Here is a 24,325-nt window from a genome sequence, read left to right on the forward strand (position 1 = left end):
AGGATGAAAATATAGGCCTAACCTCAAAATTAAGCGTTGCCAAAGTATGTGCTGGACGGCCAAATGGGCTACTTAAGCCTCCTTCCTGAAACCCATGAATATTCACGAATACCAAGCCAAGGAATTGTTCACCGAATTTGGCATCGCAGTGCCCGCTGGCAAAGCGGCGCAAAGCGAATCCGATTTTGAAGCCGCGCTGAGCGCAATCGAGGGCGACACCGTTGTGGTGAAGTCTCAAATCCACGCCGGCGGTCGCGGCAAGGGAACGTTTACGGACGGTTTCAAGGGCGGCGTCAAGGTGCTCCCCCGAGCCGAAGCAATCGACGTTGCCAAGAAGATGCTTGGCAATACGCTGGTCACGCACCAAACCGGTCCGGAAGGCCGCGAAGTAAAGACCGTTTACTTTACGGAAGCCAGCGCCATCCAGAAGGAATACTACTTAGCGATCCTTCTGGACCGCGCCACCAGCAAGCCCGTCATTATCGCTTCGACTGAAGGCGGTATGGATATCGAAACCGTCGCTGATGAGACTCCGGAGAAGATCATCCGCGTCATCATTGACCCAGCGACCGGCATTATGCCTTTTCACAAGCGCCAGATCGCGTTTGGGCTCGGCCTCACCGAAAAGGCTCAGCTCAAGCAGCTCGATAAGTTCCTCACTGGTCTTTATGACATGTTCTGGGACAAGGACTGCTCGATGGTGGAGATCAATCCGCTCATCACCACGCCCGAAGGCGACATCCTCGCCCTCGACGCGAAGGTTAATTTCGACAGCAACGCCCTCTTCCGCCACCCGGAAATCGTCGCCCTCCGCGACCTGGGCGAAGAAGACCCGAAGGAAGTTAAGGCTTCCGACACCGGTCTGAGTTACATCGCGCTCGACGGCAACATCGCTTGCCTCGTCAACGGTGCAGGTCTGGCCATGGCCACTATGGACATCATCAAGCACTTCGGCGGCAATCCGGCAAATTTCCTAGATGTAGGCGGTGGCGCAAATGCAGACCAGGTTACCGAAGCCTTCAAGATCATCCTCAGCGATCCGAACGTGAAGGGCATCCTCGTCAACATCTTCGGCGGCATCATGAGCTGCAAGACGATTGCTGACGGCATCATCGAAGCAGCCAAGAACGTCGACATCACCGTGCCACTCGTTGTGCGCCTCGAAGGCAACTCCGTCGCCGAAGGCAAGCAAGCCCTCACCGACAGCGGTCTGGCCCTCACACCGGCCGACTCGCTATCCGACGCAGCCCAAAAGATCGTCAAGCTTGTTGCTGAAGCGTAACCACACCTTAGAACCATCAATTTTATAATATCATGAGTGTCCTCGTTGGCAAAAACACCCGCGTCGTCGGACAAGGCATCACCGGTAAGGCAGGCACACAGCATGCCCTCAACAACATCGCCTACGGCACCAATTATGTTGCCGCTGTCACCCCTGGCAAGGGCGGTGGCAAGTGGGAAGACAAGTTGCCGATCTTCAACTCCGTTCATGACGCCGTGGCAAAAGAAGGTGCCAATACTTCCGTGATCTTCGTCCCCCCGCCCTTCGCGGCTGACGGTATTCTGGAAGCAATCGACGCCGGCATCGAGCTGATCATCTGCATCACCGAAGGCATCCCGGTTCGCGATATGACGGCAGTTAAAGATGCGCTGATTAAGACTGGCGGAAAAACCCGTCTGATCGGCCCTAACTGCCCGGGCATTATGACCCCCGGCGAATGCAACATCGGCATCATGCCCGGTTACATTGCACAGCCTGGCAAGGTTGGCGTGGTCAGCCGCTCTGGCACCCTTACCTACGAAGCTATGTATCAGCTGACGGTTCGTGGTTACGGCCAAAGCACCTGCATCGGCATCGGCGGTGACCCGATCAATGGCACCAGCCACATCGACGCAGTCAAGCTCTTCAATGAAGACCCCGCCACCGAGGCGATCATCCTGATCGGCGAAATCGGCGGCAGCGCTGAAGAAGAAGCCGCAGCCTACATCAAGGAGCACGTCAAGAAGCCGGTAGCCGCCTTCATTGCAGGCACGACCGCACCTCCCGGACGTCGCATGGGCCACGCAGGTGCCATTGTTTCCGGCTCCAGTGGCAGCGCAGAAACGAAGATCGCTGCGCTTAAGGACGCCGGCATCGCCGTTGCTCCAACGCCTTCAGAAATTGGTGAAACCCTGCTGTCGATTTACAGCTAGAGGTAAGCAGTATATTTCCTCGCTTAGAATGTTTCATGCAGTCTTGCATGAAACATTTTTAGCATATATTGTTAAGAAGTGACTTAAAAATGTCGTTTAATAATCATCAACAGGTTTAAAGATGCTTTTTCGCAATCACGGCTACATGGCAGATGCAAAGATATCCTCCTAAATGTGTTGCCAAAATGCTCTCAAATACCTAGCGATATAGGATTCTTGATAAGCAAGGAAGATTATGGCTAAAAAACAAACTCATGGGCGCGCGCCCGGAAAAACCCAAATCTCAATCAGCCTCCCCGAGGATCTGGTTGATAAAATTGATCGGCTTGCGGCTACAGAAAATCGCAATCGATCTAACTTCATCGCCACGCACCTAGAGTCGTTGGCAGGTGAATTGGAGGCCTCAGAACCTCCCAAGAAGTTCAAAAAGAAAGCTACTAAATAGCTAACTCCAGAGAAAACTTATTCACCCCATCACTGAATCCCGCCTGAACAGGCGGGATTCATTTTTTGCTGCGAAACTTGCTCTTTACCGCCCATGCCATTTGATTGCACCCGTGAACATATACGCCGACTGGTTGCCTGACAATGCCTACTACGCCTTCCACCTATTGGCTTGGCTCGGCGGAGTGGTCGCCCTGCAATGGCTCGGCTTTCATCGCCTGCTTTGGGCAAACCGACGCGCGATTTTCCTGCCTGCGGTTATTCTCGGCACCTACCTGATCCTCACGGATATAGTGGCGGTGCATTTCGAGATCTGGCACTTTGACCCAAATTTCATCCTCGCCGGAAGCGTCGAATCGCCCATCGCTCGATTTCTACTAAAGCCCTTTGGCGTGCCGATCGAAGAATGGCTCTTCTTTTACCTTACAGCCCAGCTCGTGTCCCAGAGCTTTATCTTGTTCCTGCCCAAGCATCTACGCAAGGAGCCGAAAACGCGCCAAGGAAACAATTAAAGCATTCGCCATCATTGAAGCTTACTTACTGACCTGCTGTTCTTGTTATTAAAACATTATTTACGCTTCACAGCTAAGTCGATGTTCTCCATTTATTCCTAGCATGCCCTCCGCTTTTACACGACATCTCACCCAAAGCTGCCTTCTAGTACTGATCACGACATTCTGCGCCACAGCGCTGTGGTCAGATCCGATTCCAGGTTATCAAGATATCGACGGCGATGGTTATGCCGACTACATTGAAAGCCATTGGCTCGACTCTGCTGCCGTAAAAAATCCCGAGCGATATCCGCAGAGCGGCACATCAGTCCTCCTTGGAATCACTGAAGACTACGGATCCTTTCAGCGTTTCCCGCAAAACGACAAGGTTATCAGCATCGCGGCATATGGCTCAAACATGATCCAGCTCAAGGCTGATGGAACCGTCGACATTTGGTCGTCCTTCAACCGGGAATCCACTGAAGCCAAACTGACCAGAGGAGAATGGACCGGTATCCACCCTTCACGCTGGACTGGCGTTGTTGAAGTACGTGCGAATCCAGCCGGGCTCTTTGGCATTCGTTACAATGGCCAAGTATATGCCTGCGCCGAGGGATGGGCTGCTTTGGGAATTGTGAACGAATCAGGCATCAAGGACTTGGATGCATCAGAAAACTTCCTGATCTTGCTCCGCGAAAAGGACAATTTTGACGTATTAACACCTGATGACAGGTATATACCACAGCTCATTGATGAGTTAGGCAGCGCTGAGCACTTAATCAACGGTTCGCCCATTAAAAAGGTCAGAGCTGGCCTGAACAGCCTTTGGGCACTGACCGAAAATGGCTACCTGATCGGTGCCGGCGATGTAGATATGCCGGAGGAGATGGACTATGACTACACTGACGGGCAGGTGGAAGATTTTATCATCGCACACGATCGCCATGCAGGGCTCGCCCTGATGAGTAATACCGCAACTAAGTCTTGGGGGCCTCAGCGGTTCGCCTGCACCAAGCCTGATGGTGTATCGGTCATTAGCAACGGCTTTGTCGACAGCTTTGTCGCGCTGGATACCGACGACCAATACGATCGATCTGCCTGCCAGGAAGATTTTGATTACAGCTACCCCATTGCACCTGAAAACTGGACGTATCGCGACATCGCCTCAGGTGAAAACTTCGTCGTAGGTGTCCTGGACTGCACCATGCTTGACCGCATCGTTGCTGATGAAACCAACTCCGATCCGGAGCATTTGAACGAGCAAGACTACGAACAAGTAAACACTCTGGGCCTCTATCACGTCCCCATTGTCGACCTAAGCGGCTTTGAAAAACTGACCAAACTGGAAGCCCTTTATATCAGCAATGTTCCCGTCAGAGATTTATCGCCTTTGGAGTATTTGCCTCGCTTACGAGAGTTGGAGGTATCCAATGCGCCGGTTGCGGATTTCAGCTTTCTTGAAAACCGTCATCTGGAATATATTTCGATTTCGGATACGCTGTTCGATGAGTTATTGGAGGAAGAAGAGGCCTTCCCCTACCTCAACCTTCAAGCACGACGCTTGATTCAGGAACTCGAAGCCCGTGGCACAAGTGTAAATCTTAGTGCCGTTCACCGCGATGACTGGTGGCAGGTTTTTGATCCTGCGGTGAACCGTCATCTTGCTGAAGCGCTGAATTTCCCTTCATCCCTCCATATTGGGGATCTTGCAAATTTGAGTTCAAGCACGCTGCAGTTCGATAATAATCCTGAACTACCAATAGTGTTTAAGCTAGATGGCCTGCAGTACATTGCCCATTTGCAGTCTTTGGATATTTCAACGCAGTCCGTTACCGATATCAGTCCTCTGGCACAATTGAAGTTTCTTGAAGACGTGAATCTGGCTGATAATCCAGTCGCAGATATTACCCCACTGTTGTCCCTAGCGAATCTACAACAAGTCGACTTGGATAACACCGCCTTTGCGGAAATCATTGATAATAGAGAAGACAATGCGCTGACGCAGGAGATGAAGCGCCAGGTTTACCAATTGGAGTCTGCCGGACGCACTATTTTGTATGAGTTTGGCCGCTCGGCCCGCCCGGATTGGCAACTGCATTTCAGCCCGGAGTTGATGCGCGCAATCCGTGATGCCGCAAACATTTCGACTTCGTTTATCCGCTACGATCAGCTGGCTGCCATCTATGATCTGAACCTCCCCTACACGAGCGACTCCGACCCAGCAGAGGCTCAAGTCATCATTGAGGATCTGGAGGGGCTACAGTATTTGGTCAATCTGGAAACGCTCACCGTCAAGGAGCACTTCATCCATGATCTGACGCCGCTGCGCTTCAGTAAAAGCCTGCGTGAATTGCGTATCTCCAATCGCTTCTTTGAATTCATGCGCTACGACGGGCAAGTGCTCGACTTGACCCCACTTATCTCGCTGCCGGCATTGGAGAACATTGATCTACGTGATTCACCTGTGCTGGATGTTCCGCTTGAGCTCGTTCGCTGGCCGCTGCAGAACCTGCGCTTAGAGCAGACTTACGCCTCTGAGCTCTGGGGAATGCCGAAGGAGAATTCGCTACTCGACCCGCATTATCATCAACTACGCCGCTTGGCTTCTCTGTGTGAAGAACGGAGCATCAGCGTCGGCTTGAATTCCGGTGGCAGTCGTCAACCTTCGCTGTATCTCTTTCAGCCCAATCTACGCTGGGCGCTGCTCGCCGATGTCGGCTTTAACGATTGGGAATATTCAGACCTTCGATACATTTCGCAACTGGCTCTCTCTCAAAGCGGAATCAGCGATTTGAGCTATCTGAATGCTCTGGTTGGCCTAAATACAATCGACCTGAGCGAGAACCGGATAACGTCCCTTGAAGGTCTTGGCCCCAATCCCAACTTGCAGGAGATAAACCTGAGCGCCAATCCGCTGGCGAATATCGACGACTTAACCTTGAGCAATTTCCCCAAATTGTCTCAGTTGAATCTTAACGGCACGGCTGCCAGCGAGCTGGCTGGCCTTAACAAGGATTCAGAATTCGCCTACGAAGCGCCAGTTACGGCGGCACACACGCGTATCATATCATTGGAGGGCGCAGGCATCTCAGTCGATCAAGCATTCGATGAACGCACTGACTGGTGGACCTTCTTCCAGCCTGAGTTAACGGTCGTCATGCATGATCCAAATTCAAATGAATTAAGCGATTTACCCCTCTCGGAGCTCACCAATGTAAGTGGCCTCTACTACTATGAGAATAACCCGAACCTGATCATCCAGAGTTTGGAGGGACTGCAATTCGCCTTTAGAATGGATGCGATATCTTTAGGGAATCAGGCCATACACGATCTATTGCCGCTGCAAAATCTTACGCAACTGCGCACCGTTGAGTTCAACAATGACCAGCGCAAGCAGTGGCCGCGGAACACGATTCAGGATGCGTCGCCACTCGCTAAAATTAGCTCACTAGAGCATCTCAATCTAAGCAGAACTGACTTGGTCGATATTCGAGCCCTAGGCGACCTGACATACCTGGAACAATTCGAAATCCATGAAACACCTGTCTGCGAAGTAATCCAGTTAGAGGAAGCGCGCAGCGACTTCGAACGCGACACCATCAGGACTGCTCAGATTCTGAGCGCCACCGGTTCTCCTCCCACTAATCCAGACTGGCGCCGAGTCTTGCCCCCACAAGTCACTGACATCATTGAACCGTTTTTTGATATTAAAATCGACTATGACCAGCTAGCCAGCGTCGCAAACTTGGATCTGACTGACAGCTGTATCACCGATCTCAGCTTCATTCAACTGATGCCCAACTTACAGGAGCTGACGATTAGCCATTGTCCGGTGTCAGACCTAAGCGCCTTGGGTGGATTGCGGGAGCTGACAAACCTCGAAGCACGTCAACTGGCAGCGCCGCCATCCGGACCGCTGGACGCATCCCCGCTTGCTGGCTGTAGACGCTTATATGACATTGAGTTGAGCGGAAACCTCATTGCAGATCTGGAGCCGTTTCTCAGCTTGCCGACGCTGGAAAATTTGATGCTGGAATACACCTTCGTGAGAGATTCTGCCAACTTCCCTCACTTTACCGAGCTACGCATACTTGAAAATCGTGGAGTAAACATCGTGTCTGGCGACGAGCTTCGCGACTGGTCTTTGCTCATGGATCTACGCCTGGCTTGCTCCCTTGCAGCGTATGCCTACGATCCAAACTACCCAGTAACCTTCGACAATATGCAAGGCATCACTAAGTTCCAGGCAAACGCACTCACCTCAATCTCAGGTATTGAATACTTAAGTCAGCTGGAAGTCCTGGACTTGAATGAGAACTTCATCAGCGACATCTCCCCCTTAGCTCATCTAGATCAGCTAAGGGAGCTCTATTTATCTGGAAACTCCTCTCCGAGAGCCGGCTTCGAAGATCGTCAAAATCCTATTCAAGATTTGTCGCCAATCAGCAATCTCCTACGCCTCCAAGACCTAGGCATCATCGGCCAACTGCCGCAAGAGCTCAGTTGGCTCAGTGAAATGCCCTCACTGCGAAACCTCGATTGCAGCCAGTATGGCAGTCAGTCCCCGAGTTGGCATGCCCGCCTCCTCAAACACAGTGTGCAAGTAAACTTTTTTGAAGAAGACGAAATTCCCGCCGCTGCCCTGCATCCAACGCTCAATCGAGCATTCTACGATAGCGGTAACGACCAATTAGACGCCGACTTGAACTATGCCCATTTAGGTGAGCGCAACATTACCTCGCTGGAGGGCATTGAGAACTTCACCGAACTCAAAAACCTCTATCTGGATGGGAATCAAATACGCGATATCTCGCCACTTGAGTCACTCACCAAGCTCACGTTTTTGAATCTCGGGGCCAACTACGTTTCAGATCTTTCGCCGCTGAAAAGCTTTACACAGCTCGAAACGCTCGATGTGTCTGAGAATTTCATTTCCAAGAGCCAACAATCACCTAATTTTCCTATTGTCGGCCAATTGGAATCCTATGGTGCCGATGTCTTTAATGACTTAGAAAGGGAAAGTTGCAGTGAGCTGTTTCGCGATCCGGTGCTCCGCCGCAAATACTATGACAGCCATCTTTCTGGCTTGGAAGTGATCACGAATCTCGAGGAAGCGCTTCCGATTCGCGACCTGACTAGCGTGGAGTTCATGCTAGGTTTGACGGATATCAAACTGTCGAACGCCTACGTGAGCAGCATCGCTCCCATCTACAATTTGCAGGAGTTAGACCGCATCCTCCTGGGCCGCTATGATGATCCGTTCGACACCGCGCCAGCGCTCAAAGACATCGACCTACTTGCCAATGCAAAGTCACTCCGGGACATCAAGCTGGATCAACAAGGCATCTCGTCCCTCGCGGCGTTCGACCAGTTACCCTTCCTGGAAGGCCTCGTCATTGTGGGGCACCGCATCCCGCAGTATGCGATTGATGCCTTTGACGCTGAAGAGCACCCATTCAGCTCGACCATTATGAACCCACAGTCAGGCATCTATGACCCGGAAATCGACACCGGCCTGGAAAGCGCTCTGAGAGATAGCTTGGGGATCTCGAATAATGGATCCCTGGACTTACATAGCCGCGAGTTAACACAACTCACGGCCAAAGGCTATGGCATTGAAGATCTCTCCGGGTTGGAGCAGACCGATGGCACCTTGTACAATGTCGATCTAGCCGGTAATTCCATCTCTGACTTCAGCACACTGTCTGGCATAAGCACGCTGCGAAGCATTATTCTCGATAACGATAGCGATCTCTACCCCGGCCAGGAAAATACACTGTCTGACCTCAGTGCCTTCAGCGATTTAGGCATCCTGCGCACCCTGTCTCTACGCAACCAGGGGCTGGTCGACCTCGCTGCGCTCAGATCCATGGGCTCTCTGCTAAATCTTAATCTTGCCGGCGCCATGTATGATAGCCGAGAAGGCTCCGCAACCATGACGCTGCTGGACATACTCGAGGAACGCGGAGTTAAGATTACCACAACGGATCACTACGCAGACGGCTTCACCGCCGGGGTGGCCGCCGTTCAAAACGATCCCGACAACTACTCGCTCTACACGCGCGACCAACTGAAGTCGCTGGCGCTGCCTAGCCCGACTATCGAGCGCCAACCAGAGGGCAATTTCTTCTTCCGCTTTGGCCTTTGGAAAAGCGATAACCTTGATAACTGGATGCCAGCAACTGGCTCGCTCAAGCAAGAGGACAACGTCTTCACGCTAGATTTCACGCCCGGTGACAACACTGAGTTCTACCAAATTGAAGTCCTGCCCGAAGTGCTGGAATAAAACAGCGCTAGCGGCCCCACTTCATATTCTTGCCCTTCTTCGCACGCTTACGGCGACGGGTGGCTTTCGCGCCCGAGTCCGAACCAGTCGTGCTTGCGGCCGCCCCATTTTTCAAGGCGTCTATCTGGTCGCGCAAGACCGCCGCGCGCTCAAATTCCAAATTGTTGGCGGCTTCAAGCATCTCGGCTTCAAGCTCTGCCAAAACCGCGGCGACATCCTCATCGCCTCCCGATGCCTTGAAGTCCACCGGATTCTCTGCCGCTTCCTGGTGATGCAAGCTCGCCTGCACGGCGCGACGGACGCTACGCGGCGTGATGCCATGTTCCAAATTGTGCGCGATCTGCCGCTCTCGGCGATCTTCCGTGACCGCAATGGTGCGCTTCAGCGAATCGGTCATATTATCCGCGTACAGAATCACGCGGCCCTTCTCGTGGCGCGCCGCGCGGCCCGCCGTCTGCACAAGACTGGTTTCACTGCGCAAGAAGCCTTCCTTGTCCGCATCGAGGATCGCCACCAAGGCAACTTCGGGCAGGTCCAAGCCTTCACGCAGCAAATTTACACCCACGAGCACATCGAAATCACCACGCCGCAGGTTACGCAGAATCTCCACGCGCTCAATCGCGTCGATGTCGCTGTGCAAATACTCCACGCGAATGTTGGCTTCGCGCAGGTAGCTGGTCAGGTCCTCGCTCATGCGCTTGGTGAGTGTCGTCACCAGCACGCGCTCCTCCTGCTCGATAGCGGTTTTGACCTCGCCAATTAAATCTTCGACCTGCCCCTTGATCGGCCGCACTTCCATCACCGGATCCAGTAGGCCCGTCGGGCGGACGACCTGATGCGCGACCACAGTTGATTTTTCCATTTCCAGCTTTGCCGGCGTCGCTGAAACGAACACACACTGCCCCGTAACATCCCAGAATTCATCAGGCTTGAGCGGACGATTGTCCAACGCCGACGGCAGGCGGAAACCAAAGTCCACGAGACGCGATTTACGCGAACGGTCGCCATGATACATCGCGCCGATCTGCGGCACGGTCACGTGGCTTTCGTCGATGATCAGCAGAAAGTCTTTCGGAAAGAAGTCAATCAGGCACCAGGGGCGCTCCCCTTCTTCGCGCCCCGAAAGGTGGCGCGAGTAATTCTCGATGCCGTTACAGAAGCCCATTTCCTGGAGGAGCTCCAGATCGTAGTCGGTCCGCATTTTAATGCGCTGCGCTTCGATCAAACGACGATCTTGCTCGAACTTAGCTACCTGCGCATCCGCTTCCGAGCGAATTGCCTGCACCGCGGTATCCAGCTTGCGACGCGGCGTGATGTATTGGTTGGCCGGATAGAGCTGAAAGTGCTGCATGCGCTCGCCCATCTCGCCAGTCAGCGGATCCAGGCCGGTGATTGCCTCAATCTCGTCACCCCAGAACTCGATGCGAATCGCGCTCTCCATGTAAGCCGGAAACACGTCGACGACCTCGCCGCGCACCCGGAACTTACCACGTGTCAGTTGAATGTCGTTGCGCTCGTATAAATTCTCTACCAAGCGCTCCAGTAGCTTGTCGCGGCCATATTCTTCACCGACACGCAGCGGGATCATCATTTCGCGGAAATCTTCCGGCGAACCCAAGCCATAAATGCAACTCACACTCGCTACCACCAGCACATCGCGGCGGCTGATCAGCGAGCTCGTGGCCGCAATGCGCAGGCGCTCGATCTCGTCATTGATGCTGGAATCTTTCTCGATATAGGTATCCGTCGAGGGAACGTAGGCCTCCGGCTGATAGTAGTCGTAATAGCTCACGAAATACTCGACGGCGTTGTTCGGAAAAAAGCTCTTAAACTCCGAGTAGAGCTGCGCCGCCAGCGTCTTATTGTGCGAGATAACCAGCGTCGGGCGCTGAAGTTCCTGCACGATATTGGCCATCGTAAACGTCTTGCCCGAGCCCGTTACCCCCAGCAAGGTCTGGAACTGATTACCCGCGCGCAAGGAGCGCGTCAGCGTCTCGATCGCGGTCGGTTGGTCCCCCTGTGGGCCATAGTCGGACTGGAGTTCGAAATCCACAGAGCAACCCTAGATCGAGTTTTTCGGAATGCAACCCGCAGATCCATTCAGGCAGAAATCTACTTGTGCAGTACATGAAAACAGGGCCCGGAAAAATCCCAAAGGCCCTGCTCAGTGCAGTGGTAAAATTACGACTGTTGCGTGGTTTTCAGGCCGTAGATCGAGGCAAGCTGATCCTGAGTCGGAAAGGTCTGATAATATTCACCCTTCGGGCCAACCCATTGACCATCATCTGACGGCGTCAAAACCACCGGCGTCCGCGAGCCATTGCCGTTTTGAATCCACACGGTCACGTTTTGCGGGGCTGCAGGGGCAGCCTCCGCATACACGGGTTCGTTCACCACGACCGGAGTTTCGACGACTACGTAGCCACTAGTGGCCCGACGGTAATATACGCCGTTATACACATAGTAGCTGGATCCACCGACGACCTGCATTTCACAACCGGCAGGGAGCGTCGGCACTATAACGCCAACCGGTGCATTGATCGATATGTAGCTACCATTGGCCCACTGGTAGAAGATGCCGGCGCTGAAAAAGATGTTTTCGTTACCGAACTGAATCGAAATCGCGCCACGGGGAACTTGCGCATAAGGCCGTCCCGGCGGGACCATCACTGGAGAGCGCGGACCAGGCTGATGCTGAGCAACCTGAGGCTGCTGCGGCTGCGGTTGGCCATGTCCGGGCTGCGATGCTTTAGGCTGTGCTGGTTGTTGATTACCTGCGTATTGCGGCTCTGACTGCGGGTTGCCCATATGCGGGCCGCTCTGCTGCTTACCTGCTTGGGGCTGTCCCTGCTGAGAAGGCCCGGCCTGAGGTTGCCTCTGCTGGGCATTCGCAGGCGCATGCATTTGCTGACCAGCCTGCTCGCCTCTAGGGGCACCTGGCTGCCCGCCCATCGCTAGTCCCGGACTGTTGTCACCATGCTGGGCGAAAGCTGAGGCCATAAATGCGCCGCTGATCGCGGAGACCAGCAACGCGCGCTTCATCACTGAAATTAAACGAACGTTTGTGTTTTTAATCATATCTGGGTAAACGCAAAACGTTCTCAAACGTTGCACCACCTAATATGAATTTACCGTAATCTAGATCCTCTTGGGACTAATCGAACAACACCGCAGCATTAGCAGCGCCATAGAGCGAGATGCTGTATTCACGGATTATATAGACTGGGAACTTCGTCAGGATCTCCTGAATGTTCGGATGAAAATTCTGCTCGAAGTAATACATGAACTGCCGACCATCCACGAAGAAATTCTCGTTTTTCTCCACGATGCCACCCGCCAGGTAAATACCGTTAGACGGCAGGAGCAGCGTAGCAAAGTCGGCCGTGATGCGGCCATATACCTTGATGAACAAGCGCAGCACGTCGCGGCAGACCGGGTTGTTCGCGGCGTGGGCGCCGATCATTGCCGGCTTTTCGCTGTCCGGCGCTTCGTCAATGTCCTTTAGGACGCCAAGCATGGTGACCTTGCGCACGTCGCGGTAGAAATTGAAGATATTCGTCAACCCGCGGCCCGACACCAGCATCTCCACCTCGGATGCGTAGTTGGTATTGCGCGTCACGTAGTGCTTCAACTCGCTCGTTTCAGCATCGAAATTCGCAAAGCTCGCGTGGCCACCTTCGGACGGATAGGCTACCATTTTGCCGCCGTGGTTGATAACAAAGCCCACGCCCAGGCCCGTGCCCGCGCCAATGACCAGCGACACCTCGCCCGAGCCCTCGGAGTGACTACCATCAGAGTGCGCCAATTGCGTGATCTGCTCGGGGTTATTGACGTCCAGCAACGGTACACCGTAGCTGATCGCCAAGAAGTCGTTGATCACAATCGTCGGAATGCCGATGGCCGCCGCAATTTCGTCTCCATCTATATTCCAACGCAAGTTCGAGAGCTTGCAGTAGTTCTTCGCCACCGGCCCGGCGCCGCTAATGCAGCACCGCTGAATGGCTATGTCTTTCAGGCGCTTGTCTGCCTCGGAGAGCGTTTGCTTGATGGGCTCAATCAGGCCATTAATTTCCGCACTCGGAAAAACGCACTCAACCAGTACCGTAAACTTCCCGTCGCTCTCGCCTACGAGGGCCAGATTACTATTCGTTCCGCCGATATCGCCGGCCAGCAGATAGCGGTTAAATTTCGTTTCGTTGGAATGCCAGGTAGTGCGCATGTAATGGAGGATTATAAACTAAGGAAATTAATGTAATAGTAACGGAGTATTCCCGTTGACTATACTCGACAAAACAAAGGAAAACTTAGAAAAGCAACTCAATCCCCGCCATGGAACTCTTAACGCAGATTTACGACGAAGCTATACGCTGGTATAATTTGCCGTTTTCCGTGCTATTCGGCCTGGTTCTGATCTATTGGGCATTTCAGCTAATAGGTGGACTGTTCGGCCTCGTTTTCGACTTCGACTTCGATTTTGACGGCGATGGCGACATCGACCCGAGCGAAGCAGGCCTCATGGGCCGCTTCTCCTACGCCCTCAGCGACGGCGAAGCCCCTTTCATGTGGGCCCTGAGCGTATTCATCACCCTCATGTGGGGCATGATGATGCTCCTGAACCACTTCTTCAACCCCATCAGCGTTTGGGGCGTTGGCATTGCGATTATGGCTGGCTCAATGGCCATTGCGCTCTACATTACACGCATGTTTATGCGTTTCTGCGCCCGTGTTTTCCGCAAGCTCTTTGGCGTTACCTCACAAAAGGAAACCTTCATTGGGGCTGTCGGTGTAGTCATCACCGCTGAAGTTACGGATAAATACGGCCAAGTGGAACTCGACCACCACGGCGTGCCCTGCCGTTTTAATGTCGTGCTGGAAAATGAAGCCGAAGTGCTGGTCAAAGGCGACTATGCCAAAATCACCAGCAAAAACCCAAATGGCAAAACCTACCTCGTAACCAAGACCAACGAGGAGCCACACTTAGTTGAATTGGAGGCTGCCAAGTGAAATACCACAAGGCATTCGCGGGCAAAGCACTCGTCCGCTCTGGCCTCGGAGGCCGTAAAGTCACGTTCGACGGCATGTTCGTCTTTCCCGGCCTACAGCGAATTTCCAAAGTCGATATCACGATTTCCAATCTCTCACTCACTTTCACCGGGCCGGACAATCCGCTCATCGCCAAGGACCAGCAACTCTTCGACCTGAAGGTCACGCTGCAGCTCCGCGTCAACGACACACCCAAAGACGTCCTGGCCGCAATTGATTATCTCGAAACAGACGCCCTCTTCGACCTGGATGAACGCATTCCCGAGATGATCAACGATGCCGAGCAGCTCATCCGCGCGGCCGCCAGCGAACATGATTGGAGCGAGCTCGCCGACATCACCACGCTCAAAAACGCGATCATCGAGCGCGTGCCCAAACGCTATTTCAAACCGGGCATCGTCCTGCAAGACGTCGCCCTCGACCACATAGATAAATTTCCCCCGGAGTACAGCCCCACCCAAAGCGGCGGCCTACTCTTCCGGGCGCACTAAACTTAAATTAACAAAACAACCGTTAGCCACTAACTCCAAGTTATCATGATGATATACCGCAAAACCCCGCAAGGTCAGGCCCTCGTCCGGACCGGTTTCGGAGGCATCCGCGTCTCCTTCTCAGGCATTTGGCAAGTATTCTTCGCCCACATGCTCGAAGAGATGGATATCTCCATCAAGCGCGTCCGCGTCGACCGCCGCGCCAAGGAAGGCCTGATCTGCCGCGACAACATCCGCGCGGATATCACCGTCGACTTCTTCGTCCGCGTCAACGACACCGTGGACGACGTTAAAAAGGTCGCCACGGCCATCGGTTGCGGCCGCGCCAGCGACCCCGAGCAGATCAAGGTCCTCTTCGACGCAAAATTCTCCGAAGCACTCAAGACCGTTGGTAAACAATTCGACTTCGAGGAGCTCTACATCGAGCGCGAAAAGTTCCGCGACGAAATCATCAAGGTCATCGGCGTCGACTTAAATGGCTATGTGCTAGACGACGTCGCCATCGACTTCCTTGAGCAAACGTCCCTGACCGAGCTCAACCCGGACAACATCCTCGACGCTGAGGGTATTAAGAAGATCACCGACCGCACCTCGCGCGAAAAGATCCTCGCCAACCAGATCGACCAGGATCGCATCAAGACGATCACCAAGCAGAACGTCGAAGCCCGCGAAGCCGTCCTTGAGCTCGAAAAGCAACAAGCTGAGGCCGAGCAAAAGCAAAAGCGCGAAATAGCCGTCATCACTTCCCGCGAAGAGGCCGAGGCCGCCCGCGTCCACGAAGAGCAACGTCTCCGCGCTGATCAAGCCCGCATCGCCACCGACGAAGAGCTTGCCATCGCCGAGGAGAACAAAGAGCGCCAGATCATCGTTGCCCAGAAGAACAAACAGCGCACGGACGCCGTTGAAACCGAACGAGTCGAGCGCGACCGCCAACTCGAAGTCGTCGAGCGTAACAAGGTTACGCAGCTTGCCGACATCGAGAAGGACAAGGCCGTTGAAAAGGAAAAGCGCGAGATCCAGGAGGTCATCAAAGAACGCGTGATGGTCGAAAAGACCGTGGTCGTAGAACAGGAAAAGATCAAAGACACCGAAGCCTTTGCCGGCGCCGACCGCGCGAAAAAGGTCGCCATCACCGCCGCCGAACAACGGGCCGAAGAACAGCTCGTTGAGAAGGTCAAGACCGCTCAGGCCAACAAGGAAGCCGAGCAGCTCAAGGCTGACGAACTTTATTACCACGAGGTCCGCAAGGCCGAGTCTTCCAAGAAGGCTGTCGAACTCCACGCTGAAGAAACCGTCATCTCCGCCGAAGCGCGCGAGACCGCTGCTGGCCGCGACTCTGCCGCCAAGAAGACCCTCGCCGAAGGTGTCACCGCCGAGTCCTCCGCCGTTGGTTTGGGCGAAGCAGCTGTCCTCGAAGCCAAGGCCGCCGCGTTCCAAAAACAAGGCGAAGCCGAGGCCACCGTTGCCGAAAAGAAATACCTCGCCGAGGCCAAGGGCATCAGCGAAAAGGGAGCCGCTTCCGCCAGCGCCGACGAGAAGAAGTACCTGGCCGAAGCCGAAGGCATCCACAAGAAGGCCGACGCCATGAAGGTCTTCAACGAAGCCGGCAAGGAGCACGAAGAGTTCAAGTTGCGCCTGCAAAAGGACAAGGAAGTCGAGCTCGCCGAAATCGAGGTCAACGAGAAGATCGCCGAGCATCAGGCCAAGGTCTTGGGCGAAGCGCTCAAGAACACCCGCGTCGACATCGTCGGCGGCAGCACGGACTTCTACGACCGCGTCGTGGGCGCCGTCACGCGCGGCAAATCGGTCGACCGCCTGCTCAACAACTCCGAAGCCCTGACCGACGTCAAGCAGACCTTCTTCAACGGCGACCCGGAATACTTCAAGGCCAAGCTCAAGGAGTGGACTTCGCAGTTCAACATCAGCACCGAGGACGTGAAGAATCTGTCCATCGCCGCCCTTCTGACTCGCATCGGCGAACAAGCCGAAGGCCAGGACAAAAAGGAAGCAAACGACCTCCTCTCCCTCGCCGAAAAATACGGCCTCAGCGGCAAGAAAGCCGGCGAGTTCTTGGACCAGTTGATTCGCAATTAATGCGGGTCAGCTGGCCTACCAGCTAAACGTATTTAGTATCGCGGAGAACGCCGAGGAGGTCGCTGAGAGCGCAAAGAACAATGAATACATTAACCGAAAAAATCATTGGAGCTGCAATAGAGGTCCATCGGGTTTTAGGCCCTGGATTGTTGGAAAGCTCGTATGAGAAGTGCCTGGCTCATGAGCTACACTTGCGAGGCATTCAGTGCATTCGCCAACAGAAGCAACCGATCATCTACAAGGGATTAGAGATCGATGAAGGTTATCGGCTGGATATATTCGTCGAAGGTCAAATCATCCTCGAGCTGAAGGCAGTAGATAAACTCACCGACCTCCATCTCGCGCAGCTATTGACCTATCTAAAACACTCCGGCTGCACAGTAGGTTACCTGATGAATTTCAACGAAAAGCTATTCAAAGATGGCTTACGTCGTGTCGTGCTCAATCACACGTAACAAATTACTCTGCGCTCTCAGCGACCTCCTCCGCGTCACTCCGCGATACCAAACCCACGTATCCCCAGCATCCACTCTCCCTTCCAATGGCCGACACCGCCACAGAAACCGAAAACAAAGCCGCGACTCCTAAGCTCGAAGGCGGCGCCTACGAAGTCATCCGTCAGCGGCTGGACACCCAGTCCGCCGCCTTGCTCGAGCGCCTGCAAACGCTCAACAAGAACCGGCAGGATGTTTTCGGCGCTATCGAAAACAAGCTCATCGGCACGGACCGCATCACCACCGAGCACAATTGCACGCCGCGTGGAATGGTGTCGCTGCCGGGCGGACGTTTTCTATTCGGCTACAACGTGAAGCTCGGCCTCAAATCTCAGATGGAAGTCGGCGATGTGTTCTCGGTTTACCGCTTTCAAAGCAGTGACAAGACCTTCCATGCCGAGTCGCTGGACCTGATCAATAACCGTGATTTCCAGGACGACTTCGCCTATCTCTACAAGTATTACAAGGCCACGACTTTCGTAAAGTTCCTCAAGCGCGGTGCAGAGCTCTTCATGGCTTTTCGCATCAGCGAGGACGTGCGCGACATCAAGGTCTTCAAGTGGATCATCACTGATACGGGCATGGAGTATGTCGGCAACCGCTTCGACACCGAATACACCTTTCCGGAGCAGCACTCGTTTCAATGGATTCGCGCGCATCGCGACATGCAGCGCAGCGGCCAACACCCGCACATTTCCATCGAGGATAAAATCTTCGTGGAAACCGTTGGCGGCGACTTGACCATTAAGATCGAGGACAACACTTCCGACGGCTCAGGCATCTACGATGAGCCGGTCGACCATGTCGACCAAACCCTGGACGACGCCGACATTTTCTACGCTGTCGTCGGCGACCTCATTCTTCTGCGCATCCTCCCCTATCAGGAGAAAAAGACGCGCTACTTCATCTACAACCACAAGGTCAAAGAGGTCCGCCGCACCGACGCCATCGGCACAAGCTGCGTCGCCCTCCCCGAGGACCAGGGGGTAATATTCGCCAACGGCTACTACCTCCACAGCGGCGAGTGCAAGCTATTCGACAGCGAGCTCAGCAACATGTGGTTCGAACGCCTGGTGAAGTCGCCCAACGGCGAAGACTACCTCTACTCGTTCTACGAGCGCGTGAGTGGCGAATACGTTTTGATGAGCTACAACCTCATCGAGCAAAGCGTCGCCACGCCAATTGTTTGCAATGGCTTCTCGCTCTTCGATGACGGTGAACTGATCTACTTCCGCGGCGACGGAGAAGCGCAAAAGCATCACTCGCTGCAGATCTGGCAAACGCCATACACGAGCGACGACCTCCCGCCCACGGGCAACAACGACAGCTACCTCTTCAAGGTCGGCAACAAGGAAGTCGTCCGCTGCATGAGCGAGTGCTACGAGGTCTATAACCTCCTGCAAAAAGAGGAAAGCTACAGCGGGCTTTACGTCGACTTGGTCAAGCTCAGCAGCGACATCCTCGACACGTATTTCTGGCTCAACAACGCCGAGGCCGCGAACATTCAGGAAACGCTCCAGACCATCAATAAGACCGCTCAAAGCGCGATCGATGAGTTCGACAAGGTTCAGCGCATCCGCAAGTCCACCAACGAGCAAACCGAAGCCGTCAGCATCCGCGTGCGTAAGCTGACAACGGAGGTCAGCTCCACGCGTCCGGACGACATCATGGGCTTCGTCCGCAGCCTCGCTGATCTGCGCACTGTCCGCGGCGAGATCATCGGCCTGCGCGATCTGCGCTACGCCGACGTCCCGCTTTCCGAAAAGCTCGAAGAGCAAGTCAAAGCCCTCTCCGACCAAGTCGCCCGCCAGGCTGTTGAATTCCTGCTGCTCGACGAAGCGCTCGACCCCTACCGCAACGCGGTGGAAGAACAAGCGGCGGCGATTGAAGCCATCGAGAAAGTCACCGAGGCCAACGCCATCAACGAGAAGCTCGACGAGGCGGGCGCAGAGCTGGAGCTGCTCATCGAAATCGTGGGCAACCTGAAGATCGACGATGCGACGCAGACTACCCGCATCATCGACTCGATCTCCAACATTTACTCGCGGCTCAACCAGGTCCGCAACGACTTGAAGGCGCGCCGCAAAGAGCTGATGCTCGTCGAAGGCGCAGCGCAGTTCAATGCCCAGCTCAAGCTGCTCAACCAAGCCGTCGCCAACTACCTTGACCTTTGCGAGACGCCCAAGCAATGCGACGATTACCTGACCAAGCTCATGGTCCAGCTTGAGGAACTCGAAGGCAAATACGCGGACTTCGACGAATACCTCGAACAACTGTCCACCAAGCGCGACGAGCTCTACAATGCTTTTGAGACGAAGAAGATGGCGCTGCAGGAGGCGCGCAACCGGCAGACCACACGTCTGCTCGCCAGCGCCAAGCGCATCCTGACCGGCATCGAAAACCGCGCCAAAGGCTTCAAGGAAATCACGGACATCAACGGCTATTTCGCGAGCGACCTCATGGTCGAAAAAGTCCGCGACATTGCCGACGAACTCGGTGAGATCGGCGAAAACCTGAAGGGCGACGACATCCTCGGTCAGCTCAAAACCGTCCAGAGCGACGCCATTCGCCAGCTCAAGGACAAGCAGGAACTCTTTGCCGACGGCGATGACATCATCAAGTTCGGCCGCCACCACTTCAGCGTCAACACGCAAGAGCTGGCGCTGACCACCGTGCAGCGCGAAGGCGGCATCTACTTCCACTTGTCGGGCACGCAGTTCTTCGACCCGATCAAGGACGAGCAGCTCAACGCCACCAAGCCGGTCTGGGACATGCAGTCCGTCAGCGAAAGCCGCACCGTTTACCGTGGCGAATACCTGGCATACCAACTCCTCCGCCACTTCGACACGGTCAAGCCCGACGGCAAGTCCGAGTTGAGCATCTCCATCGCCGACTACCAAGCTTTGGATGACAAAGCTCGCCTCGAGTTCGTGCAGAAGTTCATGGCGCCTCGCTATGAAGAAGGCTACATGAAGGGCGTGCACGATGAGGATGCGCAAAAGCTGCTCGACGCCTTGCTCACGATTCACAGCGCCGCGGGTCTCCTTCGCTACTCGCCCCAAGCCCGCGCGTGTGGCCTAGTTTACTGGCAGCATTTTCTGGGGCGCACGCCGGACAACGATTTGCTCGAAGCAAAGGTCGACGCCTTTGGCGACATGCTCCGCCTCTTCCCGCAATACCGCACGCAAGACGGCTACATTCGCGAGCTGACCAAGCGCATCGCCAACTTCTGCCAGGAGACCGAACTTTGCGATGCAAAGTTTGCGGACCAGGCAGCGGAATATCTCTTCCGCGAACTCGTCGACGCCGAGACCTTCACCGTTTCCAACGAGGCTGCGACGCTCGCCGAAGGCTTCTCACATGAGCTCGTGGCCAAGCGTTTCACCGATAAGTTCGAGAAAGCCCGCGCAGGCATGCGCGCCAACGCCGTGGGCGAGTTTCAAGTGCTGCGCGACTGGCTACGCGGTTATGCGATCTCGCGCAACCTACCCGAGAGTCAGTTTGACTACATCGAAGAAGCGGCGGCGCACTTGCTGCGCGGCCCCATCGAGAAGCGCTACGTCGTGGAAGTGCCGATCGAAACCGATGTCGCTGGCCTGCGCGGCGATCACGACGTCATCGAGGCGAAGTCCCTTCACCTGCACTACAACAAGTTCCTGGAGAAGCTGCGCGACCACGAGCGCGAAGTTGTCCCGATGTATCGCCAGTTCCAGGCGCGCAAGCAAGAGCTGGTTGATGAGTTCCGCGAAGACTTGCGCCTCGACGAGCTAAAGCCGCGCGTGATGTCGGCCTTTGTGCGCAACCAACTACTCGACAAGGTTTACCTGCCGATGATCGGCGACAACCTCGCCAAGCAGATCGGCACCGCCGGCGAAGACGCGCGCACCGACCGCATGGGCATGCTGCTGCTCATCTCGCCGCCGGGTTATGGTAAGACGACGCTCATGGAATACATCGCCAACCGTCTGGGCATCACCTTTGTGAAGATCAACGGCCCGGCGATCGGTCACCACGTCACCAGCATCGACCCCGAAGAAGCGCCCAACAAGGCCGCAGCCGAGGAAGTCGAAAAGCTGAACCTCGCCTTCGAGATGGGCGACAACGTGATGATCTACCTCGACGACATCCAGCACTGTAATCCCGAGCTGCTGCAGAAGTTCATTTCCCTCTGCGATGCCCAGCGCAAAATCGAAGGCGTGTGGAAGGGCAAGGCGCGCACCTACGACCTAAAGGGCCGCAAGGTGGCGGTCGTCATGGCGGGCAATCCCTACACCGAGACCGGCGGCAAGTTCCAGATTCCGGACATGCTCGCGAACCGCGCCGACACCTACAACCTCGGCGACATCATTGGCGGGCATCGTGGCGCGTTTGAAGATTCCTATCTGGAAAACTCGCTCACCTCCAACGCCGCTCTGCGTCCGCTTTCCAACCGCAGCCGCAAGGATGTTTACTCGGTCATCAAGATTGCCAAGACCGGCATCCGCGAGGGCGTTGATTTCGAGGGCAGTTACTCGGGCGAAGAGGTCGAAGAAATGGTCGGCGTCATGAAGAAGATGATGCGCGTCCGCGACACCATCTTGCGCGTCAATTTGGAATACATCCGCAGCGCCGCGCAGGCTGATGAATTCCGCACCGAGCCTCCGTTCAAGCTCCAGGGCTCTTACCGCAACATGAACCGCATCTCGGAGAAGCTGCTGCCGATCATGAGCGATGACGAAGTGGAATCGTTGATCGACGACCACTACGAAAACGAGTCGCAAACCCTAACCGATGGCGCCGAGGCCAACTTGCTCAAGTTCCGTCAGCTTGAAGGCAAGATCACGCCGCCCGAAGAAGAGCGCTGGAATGAAATCAAGAAGCGCTTCACGAAAAACAAGATCATGGGCGGCGGCGACCAAGACCCGGTCAACAAAGTTGTCTCTCAACTCGCCGACAACAACATGGCCCTCAGTGAAGGCCTCGCCCTCCTCGGCGAACGCCTCACCGCGATGCGCCAGCCCATTTCCTTCGACGACGCCACGCTCGACAAACTGCACGCCCTTCTCCCCGCTCCCCCTGAGCCCAAGCCGCTACAAATCGACGAAGCCACCTTGGCCCAGCTCGGAGCCCTGCTACCGAAGCCACAGCCCCTCGCGTTAGACGAAGCAACCCTAGCTCAGCTCGGCGCGATGCTGCCCAAGCCAAAACCGCAGCAGCCCGTCCAGCTCGACGAGGAAACCATCGTTCAGTTGGCGTCTATTTTACCCAAGCCACCAACGCCGACATTGGGGCTATCGGAAGAAGCGACTGCACTCTTGCAGCAGCTTGCCGCCAGCCTGGAAAAGGCTGCCAAGCCCAAGCCTGCCTCGAAGCCTCAAGCCACCGGCAATACCGAGCTCGCCGCCGCCATCGAGCAGCTCGGCGAGAAGCTCGCTAACCGCCAAAGCGTCGTGCTGCCGAAGTTGTCACTCGATGAAAAGACCGACAACACCCTCGATCAAATCCTCGAAGCCTTCCACCTACTCTTCCGCCACACGGGTATTGATAACACAAACGACAAAGCAAAATAGAGCGCTTGAATTCAATTTCATTCAAAGCCGCAGGTGATACAACGTGAATTCTGATTATTCAGATCTGTTGCATCGACAATTCCTGTTTCCCATTCCTCGGAAATTTCCATAATGATGGCAGTGACGAGTCTGAGGATCGAGTCTGTATTTGGAAAAAGTCCGGCGACTTTGGTTCGTCGTTTGATCTGCGTATTGAGGATCTCGCACATGTTGTATGTGCGCAGCCGCTTGCGCATGTGGGTGGGCATGGAGAAGACGGTGAGCCCCCTCGGGGATGGCCTCCTGCATCCAGCGGCTGAGCTCGGGGGCGGTTTTGTCATATTTGTCGGCGAGCGCCTGGAGTCGTTCTTCGGCGATGGCGCGGGCGTCGGCATTGAAGACGGTGCGGATGTCTTCGGCGACGGCTTTGCCGCAATTTTCGGTGCCACGGTCGGTGAGGATGCGCAGCAAGCCCATGCCGCTGTCCTCGTAGAGAGGCATGACGCGCTCGTTGAGCAAGTCGGCGGCGGTGATCGGCGTTTTGGTGGCGTAGAGCTTGGCTCAGGCAAACTTTGGAGTAGGCCTCGATGAAAGGTCTGCTGGTAGACACGCCCCAGACCCTTTAGCGTGCCGACATAGAAGGTGTCTTGGCGGCCGAGATAGCCCCCGGGTACGCAGTCTCGATCTCGCCGCTGACGATGTCTTCATCACTTTTGCGCTCCATGACTGTGACCTGAGCTTCGGTCAGCACGACACCGGTTTCGGCCACGTGTTTCTCCAGAGCCTGAAGGCGCAGCTTGAAGGTTTGCAGCTTATGACACCGAGCGAACGCCACCAGGCGAGATAGGCAGACCTTCTTTACGCAGCTCGTTGGACACGCGCACCTGCTCAAGGGCCGGGTTGTCGATGGCCATCTCGCAGATTCGTTGTTCAATGCGCTTGTCTACGCGGTTTTTCCGATTGGGCACACGGCGGTTCTTGTCCCAATTCTGCGACTTGCCCACTCGCGTGCGCTTTACCTTGAAAGCGCTCAAGTCCACCCGATCAACCGCCTCCAAGATGAAATGCATAGGGTCGTCCTCAGCAACCAACCCACTTACGCATATCAACTGGTAACAAAAGAGGCCGCTTCTCGATCTACTGGCACGAAATCCAACACAACAACAAATCAAACTCGTTCGGACAGTGCGATCAAATCCGACAGGCGATAGGCACGCGCGCTCAACACATCGTCCATAAAAAATCCGCCGGGCTCAGAGCC

The 24,325-nt window shown here is 55.0% G+C and carries 14 protein-coding genes and 1 pseudogene; 10 read left to right on the top strand and 5 right to left on the bottom strand.

Annotated elements, in window-relative coordinates:
- The first annotated feature begins 94 nt into the window (after window positions 1–94).
- The 5 genes from sucC (at window position 95) to RBB62_RS16715 (ending at window position 9,414) form a co-directional block, all read left to right on the top strand.
- On the top strand, window positions 95–1,282 hold the full coding sequence (gene sucC, locus RBB62_RS16695; RefSeq protein WP_309400236.1) for an ADP-forming succinate--CoA ligase subunit beta: 1,188 nt from the start codon (window positions 95–97) through the stop codon (window positions 1,280–1,282).
- A gap of 32 nt (window positions 1,283–1,314) precedes the next feature.
- Window positions 1,315–2,193, top strand: coding sequence for a succinate--CoA ligase subunit alpha (gene sucD, locus RBB62_RS16700; protein WP_309400237.1), 879 nt, complete (start codon window positions 1,315–1,317; stop codon window positions 2,191–2,193).
- Window positions 2,194–2,428: 235 nt separating this feature from the next.
- The gene (locus RBB62_RS16705; RefSeq protein ID WP_309400239.1) at window positions 2,429–2,638 is read left to right on the top strand and encodes a ribbon-helix-helix domain-containing protein; all 210 of its coding nucleotides are present in this window, start codon (window positions 2,429–2,431) and stop codon (window positions 2,636–2,638) included.
- Between the two features lie 112 nt (window positions 2,639–2,750).
- Entirely contained in the window at window positions 2,751–3,149 is a 399-nt protein-coding gene (locus RBB62_RS16710) for a lycopene cyclase domain-containing protein (RefSeq protein WP_309400241.1), read from the top strand.
- Between the two features lie 103 nt (window positions 3,150–3,252).
- Window positions 3,253–9,414 (top strand): leucine-rich repeat domain-containing protein, encoded by a 6,162-nt coding sequence (locus tag RBB62_RS16715; RefSeq protein WP_309400243.1) that lies wholly within the window; start codon window positions 3,253–3,255, stop codon window positions 9,412–9,414.
- Window positions 9,415–9,421: 7 nt separating this feature from the next.
- Here RBB62_RS16715 and uvrB read toward each other — a convergent pair whose 3' ends face one another.
- From uvrB to RBB62_RS16730, 3 genes are all read right to left on the bottom strand, one after another.
- Window positions 9,422–11,467 (bottom strand): excinuclease ABC subunit UvrB, encoded by a 2,046-nt coding sequence (gene uvrB, locus RBB62_RS16720; RefSeq protein ID WP_309400244.1) that lies wholly within the window; start codon window positions 11,465–11,467, stop codon window positions 9,422–9,424.
- Between the two features lie 128 nt (window positions 11,468–11,595).
- On the bottom strand, window positions 11,596–12,492 hold the full coding sequence (locus tag RBB62_RS16725) for a DUF6515 family protein (RefSeq protein ID WP_309400245.1): 897 nt from the start codon (window positions 12,490–12,492) through the stop codon (window positions 11,596–11,598).
- A 76-nt stretch (window positions 12,493–12,568) separates the two neighbouring features.
- The gene (locus RBB62_RS16730; RefSeq protein WP_309400246.1) at window positions 12,569–13,633 is read right to left on the bottom strand and encodes a glucokinase; all 1,065 of its coding nucleotides are present in this window, start codon (window positions 13,631–13,633) and stop codon (window positions 12,569–12,571) included.
- A 110-nt stretch (window positions 13,634–13,743) separates the two neighbouring features.
- On the opposite strand from RBB62_RS16730, the gene RBB62_RS16735 reads away from it, so the two are divergent.
- From RBB62_RS16735 to RBB62_RS16755, 5 genes are all read left to right on the top strand, one after another.
- The gene (locus RBB62_RS16735; RefSeq protein ID WP_309400247.1) at window positions 13,744–14,418 is read left to right on the top strand and encodes an OB-fold-containig protein; all 675 of its coding nucleotides are present in this window, start codon (window positions 13,744–13,746) and stop codon (window positions 14,416–14,418) included.
- The gene (locus RBB62_RS16740) at window positions 14,415–14,948 is read left to right on the top strand and encodes an SPFH domain-containing protein (protein WP_309400249.1); all 534 of its coding nucleotides are present in this window, start codon (window positions 14,415–14,417) and stop codon (window positions 14,946–14,948) included. Before RBB62_RS16735 ends, RBB62_RS16740 begins: the two co-directional genes overlap by 4 nt.
- A gap of 45 nt (window positions 14,949–14,993) precedes the next feature.
- On the top strand, window positions 14,994–17,042 hold the full coding sequence (locus tag RBB62_RS16745) for a flotillin family protein (protein ID WP_309400250.1): 2,049 nt from the start codon (window positions 14,994–14,996) through the stop codon (window positions 17,040–17,042).
- 80 nt (window positions 17,043–17,122) lie between these two features.
- Window positions 17,123–17,497 (top strand): GxxExxY protein, encoded by a 375-nt coding sequence (locus RBB62_RS16750; RefSeq protein ID WP_309400251.1) that lies wholly within the window; start codon window positions 17,123–17,125, stop codon window positions 17,495–17,497.
- Between the two features lie 86 nt (window positions 17,498–17,583).
- The gene (locus RBB62_RS16755; RefSeq protein ID WP_309400253.1) at window positions 17,584–23,085 is read left to right on the top strand and encodes a DNA repair ATPase; all 5,502 of its coding nucleotides are present in this window, start codon (window positions 17,584–17,586) and stop codon (window positions 23,083–23,085) included.
- 17 nt (window positions 23,086–23,102) lie between these two features.
- On the opposite strand, the gene RBB62_RS20330 is transcribed toward RBB62_RS16755, so the two are convergent.
- Together RBB62_RS20330 and RBB62_RS16760 are read right to left on the bottom strand one after the other, a co-directional pair.
- Window positions 23,103–23,459: a transposase gene (locus RBB62_RS20330; RefSeq protein ID WP_425499901.1), complete on the bottom strand. Its 357-nt coding sequence runs from the start codon at window positions 23,457–23,459 to the stop codon at window positions 23,103–23,105.
- Between the two features lie 16 nt (window positions 23,460–23,475).
- A pseudogene (locus RBB62_RS16760) lies at window positions 23,476–24,047 on the bottom strand (transposase family protein); the annotation flags it as partial.
- Window positions 24,048–24,325: the final 278 nt, after the last annotated feature.

Source organism: Cerasicoccus maritimus, from assembly GCA_031296935.1.
Classification (GTDB): domain Bacteria; phylum Verrucomicrobiota; class Verrucomicrobiia; order Opitutales; family Cerasicoccaceae; genus Cerasicoccus; species Cerasicoccus maritimus.

What these genes read in the sequence shown, in the direction of transcription:
- RBB62_RS16730 (WP_309400246.1), bottom strand. Translation starts at nt 13,633, where the DNA reads ATGCGCACTACCTGGCATTCCAACGAAACGAAATTTAACCGCTATCTG.
- RBB62_RS16750 (WP_309400251.1), top strand. Translation starts at nt 17,123, where the DNA reads ATGAATACATTAACCGAAAAAATCATTGGAGCTGCAATAGAGGTCCAT.
- RBB62_RS16705 (WP_309400239.1), top strand. Translation starts at nt 2,429, where the DNA reads ATGGCTAAAAAACAAACTCATGGGCGCGCGCCCGGAAAAACCCAAATC.
- sucD (WP_309400237.1), top strand. Translation starts at nt 1,315, where the DNA reads ATGAGTGTCCTCGTTGGCAAAAACACCCGCGTCGTCGGACAAGGCATC.
- RBB62_RS16715 (WP_309400243.1), top strand. Translation starts at nt 3,253, where the DNA reads ATGCCCTCCGCTTTTACACGACATCTCACCCAAAGCTGCCTTCTAGTA.
- sucC (WP_309400236.1), top strand. Translation starts at nt 95, where the DNA reads ATGAATATTCACGAATACCAAGCCAAGGAATTGTTCACCGAATTTGGC.
- RBB62_RS16725 (WP_309400245.1), bottom strand. Translation starts at nt 12,492, where the DNA reads ATGATTAAAAACACAAACGTTCGTTTAATTTCAGTGATGAAGCGCGCG.
- RBB62_RS16745 (WP_309400250.1), top strand. Translation starts at nt 14,994, where the DNA reads ATGATGATATACCGCAAAACCCCGCAAGGTCAGGCCCTCGTCCGGACC.
- RBB62_RS16735 (WP_309400247.1), top strand. Translation starts at nt 13,744, where the DNA reads ATGGAACTCTTAACGCAGATTTACGACGAAGCTATACGCTGGTATAAT.
- RBB62_RS16755 (WP_309400253.1), top strand. Translation starts at nt 17,584, where the DNA reads ATGGCCGACACCGCCACAGAAACCGAAAACAAAGCCGCGACTCCTAAG.
- RBB62_RS20330 (WP_425499901.1), bottom strand. Translation starts at nt 23,459, where the DNA reads ATGCCGACGCCCGCGCCATCGCCGAAGAACGACTCCAGGCGCTCGCCG.